The organism is Pseudoalteromonas sp. SA25 (assembly GCF_011378705.1).
Lineage (GTDB): Bacteria > Pseudomonadota > Gammaproteobacteria > Enterobacterales > Alteromonadaceae > Pseudoalteromonas > Pseudoalteromonas arctica.
In genome coordinates this window covers 1-12900 of sequence record NZ_WTKV01000031.1, presented here as the reverse complement: position 1 = coordinate 12900, position 12900 = coordinate 1, and the positions used below count along the sequence as shown (strand labels likewise).

Below are 12900 nucleotides of genomic sequence, written 5' to 3'. Positions count from 1 at the left end.
TATTGGGAAAGGGATATGCCAACAAATTTAGAAAAGCTAAAGCATATAAGTGTAGGCAGCTTAGTCGACCTAGAAATATTAACACCTACAAGCAGTAAGCGTGTTAAAACTGAATTAGTTGGTTTACTCGATAAACAGTTTATTATTTTAAATTATCCCAATGCAAAGCGTTTACCTGCGGCGAGTGACTATTTAAGTGATGGCGTAATGGTTGTTGTAAGAGCGCTTATTGAAGGTAGTGGTGGGCAAGTTATTGCGTTTCGCCAGCAAATTATGTCGGTAGCCTCTCATCCCGCTAAACTCGTGTTTATAAACTTTCCAAAGCAAGTGCAGTTATTTGCGCTACGCTCACAAACACGCATACCTACCTTATTACCTGCAAAGCTAAAACTAAGTGACGATAGGGTACTTGAAGGCCTTATTAAAGACATTTCACTCACTGGTGTAATGTTTGATATTAGAGGCGATCAGCAAGTTGAAAGTATTAAAGATATGCAATGCACTGTCGTACTTAATAGCAGTGATAAAGATTTTGAAGGTGAAATTTGCAGTGTTAAAGAGCATGCCGCAGGCGTGCACTGTGGAATTAAGCTACTAGCAAGCGAGGATGAAATGAAAGCCTTTATGAAAGAGCATTTTATAGACCCTTCTGCGCTTGAGCCTACCGTTGAATAAATAGGTTTTCGCTTATTTGCAACAAAAAGGCATTTTATGTCAGTATTTATAAAATGTTTTTTCTCTCTTTCATAATTAAAATTATTATTTAAATAAAACAATTGATTACGTATTGTTTTTTACAGCTTGTTTTTTGTTATTAAAGCTACCTCGTTAAAATTTATCTCAATTATTATTTTAAATCCCTCCTTTTAAAACCGTACATTTAAAAATGTATCTTTTTATATAAACATAACTATATGTTTTTAATGACTTTAATATCATCTCTTTAAAACGTGTTGCTAAAGGGCAACAATAACTATTCTAAAAACGCCTTCTTGTTGTACGTTTTATATTTAACTTATTGAAAATTAATAGCTTTTAAATGTTGGCATCTAAGTTGTAATAGTCTAAGTGTACTGAACGAAATCGTGATTCAAAGTGAAATACTTAATCGCACACACATAAATTTGAAGGATACATATTATGAAAAGTATTAATAAAACTTTAGCACTTATCGCTATTGCATCTTCTTCAGCCGCTTTTGCTGCAACAGATTTTGACACACTGGATGTAGACGGCAGTGGCACAATTAGCCAAGCAGAAGCATCAGTAGATGCAAAGCTAATGAGCATGTTTTCTGAGCTTGATACTGACCAAAATGGTGAGTTATCAAAAGAAGAATTTTCAGAAGCTTAATTAAAAAGTATTTATCCTGAGTTGCCAAAGACACCTAAGTAGGCAAGGGAGCTTACGAAAGAGGATAACAATGAAGTGAAAAATTACGTTTTAAGTTAAACGAAGCAATTTTTTTGATAGAACATTGAAGGATTAAGTTATGAAACATTTAAATAAAGCATTAGCACTTATAGTACTAGCATCTTCTTCCGCTGCATTTGCAGCATCAGATTTTGACAGCCTTGATATCGATGGTAGCGGCACAATTAGCCCAAGCGAAGCGGCAGTCGATACAGATTTAATGGCTGAATTTATTGAGCTAGATACCGACGGTAGCGGCGAGCTTTCTAAAGAAGAATTCGCTAACTACTAATTAATCTTTTCAGATTAAACATTTTTCACAGTCAGGGATCTTTGAAAAGGACTTCCCATATTACTAGGAATATTATTATGAAAACATTCAATACAACACTTGCAGTTATCGTTTTAGCATCTTCATCAGCAGCATATGCCGCAGTAGATTTTGCCTCTTTTGATGCAGATGGTAACGGTGCTATTACAATGGAAGAAGCAAAGGTTAACCCTCAGCTTGTAAAGATTTTTGATGATTTGGATACTGATGGTAATGGTGAAATCTCTAAAGAAGAGTTTTCAAAAGTACAGTAATCAATATTTAAGCATACTCCATTAAAGCCGCCTTAGTCAGCGGCTTTTTTGTGTATTAAATTAACTAATTAGAGTAACTAGTTAAAGGAATATAGCACTTACTTGGAATAGTTTTTCTACAACGGTAATGTGTTTTTTGTCGATTAAAAACATGATGACATGATCGCCCGACATAATAATTGTATCATCGTGAGCTATCAACACATCGTCATTACGTACTATTGCCCCAATGGTTGTACCTGCAGGAAGTTTTATGTCGGCAATCGCGCGCCCAACAACTTTAGATGTGTTTTCATCACCATGAGCAACCGCTTCAATGGCTTCTGCTGCGCCTTTACGCAGTGAATACACGTTAACAATATCACCACGGCGTACGTGCGTTAATAACGCTGATATAGTTGCTTGTTGTGGCGATATGGCAATATCTATTTCGCCGCCTTGTACCAAATCAACGTAAGCTCCACGTTGAATAAGTACCATGGTTTTTTGTGCGCCCATACGTTTTGCAAGCATGGCCGACATAATGTTTGCTTCATCGTCGTTGGTTACGGCAATAAATACATCGACTTGTTCAATATGCTCTTCTGAGAGCAGTTCTTGATCAGATGCGTCACCACAAAAAACGACCGTGTTATCGAGCATTTCTGAGAGTTGCTCGGCACGTTCTTTACTGCGTTCAATTAGTTTAACGGTGTGGTTTTTTTCAAGTGAGCGGGCAAGGCCTGCCCCAATGTTACCGCCACCAGCTATCATAATTTTTTTGTACGAACGCTCAAGTTTTTGTAGCTCGTTCATTACTGCGCGTATATGTTTTGTAGCGGCAATAAAGAATACTTCGTCATCGGCTTCAATAACGGTGGTACCCAGTGGTTTGATTGCTTTACCTTGACGATAAATAGCGGCAACACGAGTTTCTACATTAGGAATATGTTCTTTAAGTGCAGATAACGCATAACCTACTAATAAACCCCCATAGTAAGCTTTTACGGCTACTAACGAGAGCATGCCATCAGCAAACTGCAATACTTGCAGAGCACCAGGGTAGTCAATTAGACGGCGAATATACTTAGTGACCAGTGCTTCGGGAGCAATGTAATGATCGATTGGTAAATCATCGTTTTGAAATAGTTTTTCGCGGTATTTTAAATATTGCTCTGAGCGAATGCGGGCAATTTTAGTGGGCGTTTTAAAAATACTGTACGCCACTTGGCATGCAACCATGTTCACTTCATCTGAACTGGTTACCGCTATAATCATATCGGCATCTTCAGCGCCTGCACGGCGTAATACATCAGGGTGCGCGCTGTGGCCCATAACCCCTTGTAAGTCGTACTTATCTTGAAGTTCACGTAATCGGTTACCGTCTATATCAACAACGGTAATTTCGTTTTGTTCGCCAACTAAGTTTTCAGCAAGCGTAGCACCAACTTGCCCGGCACCGAGTATAATTATTTTCATTATTTACCCGTGGTATTGATCATAATTTAATTAAAAAAATAGCCATTTAATGTTTCATAAATGGCTAACTATTTAGTGTACGGCTATTAGGCTTTTTTAACTAGCTTAGCGTAATAAAATCCATCACTTTCACCGGGCAGTAACTGCAAACCTGGAGTTGTTACGGTATCATTTTCGTGTAGAGGTATATGTTCTACATCATCGTTATTAGCTAAAAACTTAGCAACTTGCTGTTGGTTTTCTTGTGGAAGAACCGAACACGTAGCATATACCAATGTGCCACCTGGTTTTAACAGTGGCCAAATGCTATCAAGAATATCGTTTTGTAACTTAGCTAAGTCTTCGATATCTGATGCGCGACGTAACCATTTTATATCAGGGTGACGGCGAATTACGCCAGTGGCTGAACAAGGCACATCAAGCAAAATACGATCAAATAATTTTTCGTCCCACCAGGTATGTGGTTGCGATGCATCGCCGCATTGTAGGTCTGCACCTAAGCCAATACGAGTTAAGTTTTGCTTAACACGTTCAAGGCGAGTTGAGTCGCTATCAAGTGCAAGTACATCAGCATCAGCAAGCTCTAATATATGACATGTTTTTCCGCCAGGGGCGGCACAGGCATCTAAAATATAGTCATCTGCTTTAGGTTCTAAAAAGCGGGCTGCCAACTGTGCTGCAGCATCTTGTACTGAACATGCACCTGTATCAAACTCAGGCAACGAAAATACATCACGTGGTTTGGCAAGCTTAATCCCATCAATAAAGTCAGGGTTTAAGGTGTGTTCAATATCGTTAGCGCTAAGCATTTCGCTGTATTCTTGCGTGCTAAATTGTGCTTGGTTTACACGAAGCCACATAGGTGCTTGTTGCTGGTTTTCTTCAAGTAGTGCTTCCCAGCTATCTGGGTAGGCTGTTTGCACCTGTTTAATAAACCAATTTGGATGGTTGTATAAACATACCGGAATAAGCTTCGCTTTTTCTTCAAGCTCTGCTTGTTGGCGCTGAAAACTACGTAAAATGGCGTTTATCAGCCCTTTTAATCCTAAAGCGCGCAGTTGAGCCAGTGCGTTTACAGTTTCTGAAATTGCAGCATGTGGTGGTACGCGCATATGCTGCAGTTGATAAATACCTACGTATAATAAAAACTGAAATATTCTACGTTTACCTTTTAATGGCTGCTCTACTAAGTGTTGGCAGTAATTTTCAAGGCTCGGTAAGTAGCGTAAAACGCCATAACAAATTTGCTGTAGCAACGCTTTATCTTTAGGCGGCAAGCCTTGGCTTGCAAATGGAAGTTCTTGATTAAGCGATGCGCCTTTATCAACTACGTTATATAAAGTTTCAGCGGCCAGCGCTCGTACGTTTGGAACATTACTCATTGTTTTCGCCTAATATTGTGCCAGGGGTAACCCAGTCACTACGACCATTTAAAAAGTCGTTAATTGCCATTGGTTTTTTACCTTGCGGCTGTAATTGCGTAATACATAAAGCGTGTTCGCCACACGCCACTACTACGCCATTCTTATCGCTTGATAAAATTTGCCCAGGATCACCTGATTGCAGCACAACCTGCGCTTGATAAATCTTTACTGTTTGCCCACCCATTTGGGTAAAGCACACTGGCCATGGATTAAAAGAGCGAATGTTTCGCTCAATTTGCAGTGCACTCATTGACCAATCGATATTAGCTTCCTCTTTAGAAAGCTTTTTAGCGTAGTTAGCAAGTTCATCATTTTGAGGTTCAGGGGTGAGCTCGCCATTAGCTAATTTATTAATGGTTTCAATTAACGCGTCTGGACCTAGCTCAGCAAGCTTTGTATATAAACTAGCGCTAGTTTCTGTCGTGCTAATAGGGCAGCGACTGATATGTAGCATATCGCCGGTATCTAGCCCTTCATCCATTTGCATTATTGTTACGCCGGTTTGTTCATCACCTGCCCAAATTGCGCGTTGAATAGGTGCAGCGCCGCGCCAGCGCGGTAATATAGAGCCATGCACATTTAAACAACCCAAACGTGGGGCTTCTAATATAGCTTTAGGTAAAATTAAGCCATACGCTACAACAATCATAATGTCGGCATTTAAGCTTGTTAGCTCTGCTAGTGCTTCATCATTTTTTAATGACTGTGGCTGAAAAACCGGTAAGTTGTGCTCAAGCCCTAGCGCTTTCACTTCACTGGCTTTTAATTTTTTACCACGACCTGCAGGGCGATCTGGCTGGCTATATACACCCACTATTTGGTGTTCGCTTTGTATCAGCGCTTGTAAATGACGTGCTGCAAAGTCCGGCGTACCGGCAAATATAATGCGTAATGGTTGAGTCACTGAGTTTTCCTAAGGTACTTATTACTAATCTGCAAATTTAGCTTCTTTTTCAAGCTTTTTACGAATACGTTGGCGCTTTAATGGAGATAAGTAGTCAATGAACAGCTTACCTTGAAGGTGATCTAGTTCGTGTTGAATACAAATAGCCAGTAATTCATCTGCATCTAGTACAAACTCTTCACCGTTTTCGTTAAGTGCAGCGACTGTTACTGTTTCAGCGCGGTCTACTTTTGCATACGAGTTAGGTACTGATAAACAGCCTTCTTCGCTAACGGTAGAGCCGTCTTTTTTAATGATTTGTGGATTAATTAATACCAGTGGCTCGTCGCGCTCTTCTGATACATCAATAACAACGATTCGTTGATGAATATCTACTTGCGTGGCTGCAAGTCCAATGCCATTTTCATCGTACATTGTCTCTAGCATGTCTTTTACAATTTGGCGTACTGTGTCGTCAACTTGTGCAACATCTTTTGCTATAGTACGTAAACGTTCATCTGGAAATCTTAAAACTTCTAACCTAGCCATAGTTACCTTTTTCACTTGTGCTTAATTTAGGGTATTGTATGCTCTTATTTTAGCCATTCGCGTTCACCTTTAACAGGTTTTGGGCAATAATAATGAAAAAACAATACAAGGAAGCTCAATGAAATCTCCATTACTTGCAATCATGCTTACGTTAAGTGCTGCGTTTCCCGCAATTGCTGACGTGCTTAAAATAAAAAAAGATGCACCAAAACAGTATGTTGTAAAAAAAGGCGATACACTTTGGGATATTTCTGGCATCTATTTAGATGAGCCTTGGCTATGGCCTGAACTTTGGCAAATGAATCCACAAATTGACAACCCGCACCTAATTTACCCCGGTGATGCATTAGCGCTGATATACGATGCAGATGGAAACCCACGTTTAGTGATTAATAAAGGATATAGAAAGCTATCTCCTCAGGGTCGTATTACACCAAAAGGGCGTAATGCTATTACTACTTTGCCGCTTGAAATGATCAAACCGTATATCAGTTACGAGCAAGCAATGAATAGTGACGATATTAAAGGCAAACCTTATATTTTAGGTGCTAACGAAAATACTAAAACACAAACGTTAGGCCATATTTTATATGTTAAAGGCGACTTACAAGTACATAAGGCATATGCCATTTACCATAAAGGTGATCCTTACACTGATTTAACCGGTGAAGTGTTAGCAACGCGTGCATCTTACGTGGGTATCGCACGTGCGTTTAGAGCGGGTGATGAACACAATGGTGTGCCTTCGTCATTACGTGTTGAGTCTGTTAAACGAGAAATTCAGCAAGGCGATTTTTTAATGCCGGCAATGGAAGGTCAAATGCTTCCTGCGTACTTTAATATTCACCGTCCTTCTGAGCCCGTAACAGGGAATATTATTGCTTCCCCACGACAAGTTAGAGAATTCAGCACAATGGATGTTGTAGTGCTAAACTTAGGCAGTGAACAAAACATAGAAGCGGGTCATGTATTAGATCTAGAACGTCAATCGCCAACGGTTATTGATGGTCCTCGTGGCCCTCGTTACCCAGAAGATTCTAGTAAATACGAGAAGCTTTTATCTGATGTGAGCCAATTATTTGGTGATGAGTCTGACGAAGAGAGCACAACGTGGACTATGCCTAAAGAAAAAGTTGGCGAGCTAATTGTCTTTAAAGTGTATGACAAAATAAGTTATGCATTAATAACTAAAAACCAGCACCCAATTCGCATTGGAGATATTGCAGTTATTCATTAATAAGTAGCGAGTCGGTGCTCTAGGAGAGAGCATGGATCAGTCATCTGGCAAGCTAGCCCACTGGCTTGCCTTTTATATGTGTAAAGGGTTGGGTATCAAAACCCTTTTAGCACTATCTACAAATTATTCCCTTGGGTCGTTATTCGACTTACCTCATGACAAGCTTTTACAGCTTGGATTAACCGCTAATCAGGCGAGTAATTTACTCAACACCAATTGGCAACAAGTCAGCCATTATGAGCAACTAATTACGCTGCACAACATTACGGTTGTCTGTATTTTTGATGCGCTTTATCCAGAAGATCTCCGACAGATTGCCAGTGCGCCTTTATTACTATTTTGTAGGGGAGATGTCTCGTTATTATCTACTCCACAAATTGCAATTGTAGGGAGTCGTAATGCCACACCTACCGGGCTTGAAATAGCATCAGAATTTGCATACGAGTTAACTTTAGCGGGTATTACAGTTACCTCAGGTATGGCACGGGGAATAGATGGAGCAGCACATAAGGGCTCTCTTGCTGGTACGGGTAAAACCATAGCGGTGCTTGGTACTGGGGTTGATATTTACTACCCTAAACGCCATAAACTATTAACAGACCAAGTTTTAGAAAGCGGCCTGTTGGTGAGTGAGTTTTTACCAGGGGCAGCTGCTCATGCGCATAACTTTCCGCGCCGAAATCGTATTATTTCTGGGTTATCGTTGGGAGTGCTTATTGTTGAGGCTGAAATTAAAAGCGGTTCGTTAATTACAGTACGTTATGCGCTTGAACAAAATAAAGAGGTATTTGCAGTACCGGGTTCTATTAAAAACCCGTTAGCGCAGGCAAGTCACTTTTTAATAAAGCAAGGTGCTAAGCTGGTAGAAAACGTGGCTGACATTCTTGATGAGGTGAGTTTTACTTACGACAATAATGTATGTAACAAAGAGCAGCCTATTCAGGCAAATTCTCAATGCGAGGTTTTAAATAGTATTGGCTTTGAAGTCACCAGCGTAGACGACATTGTACGTCGCGCACAGTGGCCAATAGACAAAGTGCTCGCTAGGTTACTCGATTTAGAATTAGACGATCAGATTGAGCGAGTGTTAGATGGTTATATTAAGTTGAGCGCAGGAAGGTAATATGTTTGATATTCTTTTATATCTTTTTGAAAATTACATTCACAGCGAAGCGGATATATTTGCAGAGCAAAATGAGTTAACCGATGAGCTACTGCGCGCGGGCTTTAATAAGCCTGAGATATTTAAAGCACTCGATTGGTTAGAGCAACTCGCCGATTTACAACACAGTGACGAGTCTCCTTATCTTATTACTAACCCTAAAGATGCTGTGCGTATATTTACCGATAGTGAATGCCAAAGGCTCAGTGCTGAGTGTCGTGGCTTTTTAATGTTTATTGAGCAAATAGGCGTAATTAACAATGTAACTCGTGAGATGGTAATGGACTGTTTAGCCTCACTAGATAAACCAACCATAAGCCTAGAAGATTTAAAATGGATTGTACTTATGATTTTGTTTAATGTTCCTGGCTCTGAAGAGGCATATGAGCAAATGGAAGATTTGATTTTTGATGAACCCAGCGAACTTCTTCATTAGAGATAATTATCTTAATTGTACTCAAATTACTTAAACGGATAAGCACGGCATTGCTTGTATCTTTAAGTGGTTTGGGTATATTAGGCGAAAATTCATTAACCTATTAGGATCACCATGAGTAAAATCGACCATTCGCTTTTCTCGGCGAACAAGCACGCCCTCGAAAAAGAATACGAGATATGCCCACAGTGTGGTTCAGAGTTAGTGATCCGCAATAGTAAATCAGGCCCTTTTTTAGGATGCGCAAGTTATCCCAAATGCGATTTTATTAGGCCGTTGGCACATCACGATAGTAACGAAATTAAAGTTCTTGAAGATTCAGCATGCCCTGAGTGTAGCAAACCGCTGGTGGTTAAAAATGGCCGCTACGGTATGTTTATTGGGTGTACGGGATATCCAGAGTGCCATTACATTGCTAACGAAAATGAAGAAAAACAAAGCGAAGACACTTTGCCAAGTTGCCCTAAATGCAAAAAAGGTCATTTAGTCGCGCGCAGTAATAAATTTGGTAAAGTATTTTATTCTTGTGATTGCTATCCAAGTTGTAAATACACACTTAATAATAAACCGGTTGAACACCCGTGTCCTGAATGTAACTGGCCCATAGTCATAGAGAGAAATATGGCAAACGGCATATTATTGCAATGCCCACAAAAAAGCTGCATGCATAAGCTCACAGCAACTGAATAACGTTTAATTATATCTGGAGACTACTTTGTCAGACCTTTCAAATACGCCCACTGCAATAACATGCTTAACGCAAGGCGAAGTTATTTTATACCCAACAGAAGCTGTATATGGTTTAGGTTGTGATCCAGATAATCAACAAGCCGTTGAGGCACTATTAGCTATTAAGCAGCGCCCGGTTGAAAAAGGACTTATTTTAATTGCTGATAACTACGGACAATTATTAAAATACGTAGATGATGCAAAAATACCAATGGATAAACGAGCTGATATTTTTTCGAGTTGGCCTGCTGCAATTACATGGGTTATGCCTGCATCTAAAAATACGCCTAAATGGCTCACAGGGCAGTTTGATACCATTGCAGTAAGAGTAACAAACCATCCAACAGTAAAACGTTTGTGCCAAGAGTTTGGTAAGCCACTAGTATCAACCAGTGCAAACTTAACCGGTCAAGAAACGGTAATTAGTATTGAGCAAGCTAAAGCGCAATTTGCAGAACAAGTTGGCTTTTACGTTGATGAGGCGTTAGGTGGTAATACTCAACCAAGCACAATAAAAGATGCCATGACTGGAAAAATATTTAGAGGTTAATATGCAAAGCGAATTATTAGATCAAGTAAAAGCATACTTTATGGCTTTGCAAGACATTATTTGCAAAGGTTTGGAGGCTGCAGATGGCAGTGCTAAATTTATAGAAGATAACTGGCAGCGAGCAGAAGGTGGTGGTGGTCGCACACGTGTAACCACAAATGGTACTGTAATAGAGCAAGGCGGAGTTAATTACTCACACGTATTTGGCGCTTCAATGCCTGGCTCGGCAACAGCACACAGACCAGAGCTTGCAGGGCGCAGCTTTCATGCGTGTGGTGTGTCGTTAGTTATTCACCCTAAAAACCCTCATGTACCAACAAGTCATGCCAATGTGCGCTTTTTTATAGCCGAAAAAGAAGGCGAAGAGCCAATATGGTGGTTTGGTGGCGGATTTGATCTCACTCCTTTTTATCCAGTATTAGAAGACGTACAGCATTGGCATCAAGTTGCTCACGACATTTGTGCGCCATTTGGTAGTGAAGTTTATCCAAAATATAAAACATGGTGCGACGAGTATTTTTATTTAAAGCACAGAGACGAGACGCGCGGAGTAGGCGGTTTGTTTTTTGACGATTTAAACGAACTTGGTTTTGAAAAGAGTTTTGCGTTTATGCAATCGGTGGGTAATGGATTTTTAGATGCCTATTTACCTATTATTGAACGTCGCAAAAATGACGAATACACAGAGCAACAACGTGATTTTCAGCTTTATCGTCGCGGACGTTATGTAGAGTTTAATTTAGTATGGGATAGAGGCACTTTATTTGGATTACAAAGTGGCGGGCGCACTGAGTCTATATTAATGTCTATGCCACCACTTGCACGCTGGGAATATAACTATAAACCAGAGCCAAGTAGCCCAGAAGCTAACCTATATCAGTATTACTTACGCCCGCAAGAGTGGTTAACTAGTCAACCAAGTGAGTTGATAGCCAGAGAGTGTCAACTATAACAATTACACAGTAATCAAAAAGGCGCTAATTAGCTGTCTCTTGATCACAAGTCTGACTCAAGAGATTTTGCTAAATCGTAGCCTTCCAGGATGGCTTGTAACTTAAGCCATCCTTGCCATAACACTTTCACAGATGCACGCCCTGTGCGCTTGGTATCTTTCCAGCCTCCTAACTTTGCCAGTTCCTGATACGCCCATGACATATTTGGAGCAGTTTCAGGCAATGGTGTTTTTATTCTCTTTAACCACAATAACTTCCATGCTTTGGGAGATAACAGTTGTTCACAACTTGGAGAATCAGGCTGCTCATTGGTGAACTTTAGTTGCAATATTCGCGTCGCAATAAAGCCATTAATCGTCACCAATCTTTCCATGTTATCTTGGCTTTGAAGGCGTAAACTTTCGATATCCGTACCATCACTTTTCCAGACTTTATGGTATTCCTCTACAAGCCAACGGTGCTCATAGTAGGTGATGATAGCTAAAGCGTCTTCTTTGCTGGTGACTGGTTCACTGGTTAATAGGTGCCAGCTTAAGCCGTTCTCAGCGTTTCCTCGCTCTGCACAGCCGACATAGTAAACTGGGAGGGAGTGTCCTTTCTTATTGTAAGGCGCTTTGAGTGTCACTGGCGCATAGGTGATATCCAGTGTTGCGCTTCGGGCTTTTCTTCCTCCTTTTTGTGCAATGTGGATGTGTTTGGTGCCTGCACTCATCAGCTCGCTTGCAAACGCATAGAGCTTATCCTCACCTTCTTCAATATGACGACTTTGCATCGAGCGTACGACGAATCGTTGCTGCTCGCTCAGTTTATACTGCAAGTATTCGTAGATGTCCGCTTCGCGGTCACACACCGATATCACGTTCGCCATTTGTCCTTGCAGCCGCTCTGCCATCGCTCGTGACGCTGACTCCCACTTGTAACTTTCTTTTTCTTCGTAAGAAGTCGTCGCGTGTTTTTCTCTTTTTCCAATCGTGTTGATATCACGACTCCAGCGAGACTGTTCAATTAATCCCACAACTTGCTTTGTGTCTGGCGCAAACAGTAATACGCTATGAGCTAACAAGCCTCGTTGTTTTGCTCCTCGTCCGACATGACCCAAATCATCTCGAATGGAGGAATGTTTATAAATTAGTGTGGTCGTGTCTTCTAATGCGAGTAATAAGTTATGACTTTTTGCTTGTTCAACCGTGGCTTTAAAGCCTGACTCTGCTATAGCCGTTGCGTCAATATTCTCGTTGCGAATAAAGCGGTAGGCACCTTCCATATCGGCGGGGGATTGAGTGATGTTCACAAGTGGTTTTCCTGGTTCATTTGCAAGCGTTGATGCTAACTTTACCAGACGCGCTGTTCTTCTTGGATCACCTAAGTCCGATTTACCGAATTGTTGTTTTGCCCAATGAGTATGTTCGTTAATCATAATGTGCCCTCAAACAAGATTTGAAGATCTGATCATGACATTGAGATTTAGTTCAAAAAAATCCCCGCTAATTTCTTAGCAGGGATTTGTGTATAAGAGACAGC

General features: G+C 40.6%; 15 protein-coding genes. 10 read left to right on the top strand and 5 right to left on the bottom strand.

Features of this window, described 5'->3' with window-relative positions; translation table 11 throughout:
* Positions 1 to 15: 15 nt before the first annotated feature.
* The 4 genes from GQR45_RS19390 (at position 16) to GQR45_RS19375 (ending at position 1998) form a co-directional block, all read left to right on the top strand.
* The gene (locus tag GQR45_RS19390) at positions 16 to 675 is read left to right on the top strand and encodes a flagellar brake protein (RefSeq protein ID WP_165726808.1); all 660 of its coding nucleotides are present in this window, start codon (positions 16 to 18) and stop codon (positions 673 to 675) included.
* A 465-nt stretch (positions 676 to 1140) separates the two neighbouring features.
* Positions 1141 to 1353: an EF-hand domain-containing protein gene (locus tag GQR45_RS19385; RefSeq protein WP_004335175.1), complete on the top strand. Its 213-nt coding sequence runs from the start codon at positions 1141 to 1143 to the stop codon at positions 1351 to 1353.
* A 139-nt stretch (positions 1354 to 1492) separates the two neighbouring features.
* Entirely contained in the window at positions 1493 to 1705 is a 213-nt protein-coding gene (locus GQR45_RS19380) for a calmodulin (protein ID WP_004335174.1), read from the top strand.
* Positions 1706 to 1782: 77 nt separating this feature from the next.
* Positions 1783 to 1998: a calmodulin gene (locus GQR45_RS19375; protein WP_165726807.1), complete on the top strand. Its 216-nt coding sequence runs from the start codon at positions 1783 to 1785 to the stop codon at positions 1996 to 1998.
* Between the two features lie 81 nt (positions 1999 to 2079).
* On the opposite strand, the gene trkA is transcribed toward GQR45_RS19375, so the two are convergent.
* The 4 genes from trkA to def form a co-directional block, all read right to left on the bottom strand.
* Positions 2080 to 3456: a Trk system potassium transporter TrkA gene (gene trkA, locus GQR45_RS19370; RefSeq protein WP_004335170.1), complete on the bottom strand. Its 1377-nt coding sequence runs from the start codon at positions 3454 to 3456 to the stop codon at positions 2080 to 2082.
* Between the two features lie 86 nt (positions 3457 to 3542).
* Positions 3543 to 4838 carry a 16S rRNA (cytosine(967)-C(5))-methyltransferase RsmB gene (rsmB, locus tag GQR45_RS19365; protein ID WP_165726806.1) on the bottom strand — a complete coding sequence of 432 codons (1296 nt, stop codon included), beginning with the start codon at positions 4836 to 4838 and terminating at the stop codon, positions 3543 to 3545.
* Positions 4831 to 5784: a methionyl-tRNA formyltransferase gene (gene fmt / locus GQR45_RS19360; RefSeq protein WP_165726805.1), complete on the bottom strand. Its 954-nt coding sequence runs from the start codon at positions 5782 to 5784 to the stop codon at positions 4831 to 4833. The genes rsmB and fmt overlap by 8 nt, the downstream gene beginning before the upstream one ends.
* A gap of 24 nt (positions 5785 to 5808) precedes the next feature.
* The gene (def, locus tag GQR45_RS19355; RefSeq protein WP_007584168.1) at positions 5809 to 6312 is read right to left on the bottom strand and encodes a peptide deformylase; all 504 of its coding nucleotides are present in this window, start codon (positions 6310 to 6312) and stop codon (positions 5809 to 5811) included.
* A 118-nt stretch (positions 6313 to 6430) separates the two neighbouring features.
* Here def and GQR45_RS19350 point away from each other — a divergent pair, with 118 nt between their 5' ends.
* The 6 genes from GQR45_RS19350 to hemF all read left to right on the top strand — a co-directional run bounded on the left by GQR45_RS19350 (position 6431) and on the right by hemF (position 11378).
* A complete protein-coding gene (locus tag GQR45_RS19350) occupies positions 6431 to 7549 on the top strand; it encodes a LysM peptidoglycan-binding domain-containing protein (RefSeq protein ID WP_010555159.1) in 1119 nt (372 codons plus the stop codon).
* A 31-nt stretch (positions 7550 to 7580) separates the two neighbouring features.
* Complete coding sequence (gene dprA, locus GQR45_RS19345; protein WP_101162963.1) at positions 7581 to 8672, top strand: DNA-processing protein DprA; 1092 nt, start codon at positions 7581 to 7583, stop codon at positions 8670 to 8672.
* A gap of 1 nt (position 8673) precedes the next feature.
* Positions 8674 to 9147 carry a DUF494 family protein gene (locus GQR45_RS19340; protein WP_010555161.1) on the top strand — a complete coding sequence of 158 codons (474 nt, stop codon included), beginning with the start codon at positions 8674 to 8676 and terminating at the stop codon, positions 9145 to 9147.
* Between the two features lie 114 nt (positions 9148 to 9261).
* Positions 9262 to 9837, top strand: a complete 576-nt coding sequence (locus GQR45_RS19335; protein WP_165726804.1) for a topoisomerase DNA-binding C4 zinc finger domain-containing protein — start codon at positions 9262 to 9264, stop codon at positions 9835 to 9837.
* Between the two features lie 25 nt (positions 9838 to 9862).
* Complete coding sequence (locus tag GQR45_RS19330) at positions 9863 to 10426, top strand: L-threonylcarbamoyladenylate synthase (protein WP_010555163.1); 564 nt, start codon at positions 9863 to 9865, stop codon at positions 10424 to 10426.
* A gap of 1 nt (position 10427) precedes the next feature.
* Entirely contained in the window at positions 10428 to 11378 is a 951-nt protein-coding gene (hemF, locus tag GQR45_RS19325; protein ID WP_165726803.1) for an oxygen-dependent coproporphyrinogen oxidase, read from the top strand.
* A 44-nt stretch (positions 11379 to 11422) separates the two neighbouring features.
* On the opposite strand, the gene GQR45_RS19320 is transcribed toward hemF, so the two are convergent.
* A complete protein-coding gene (locus GQR45_RS19320; RefSeq protein ID WP_096058041.1) occupies positions 11423 to 12796 on the bottom strand; it encodes an IS4 family transposase in 1374 nt (457 codons plus the stop codon).
* Between the last annotated feature and the right edge of the window lie 104 nt (positions 12797 to 12900).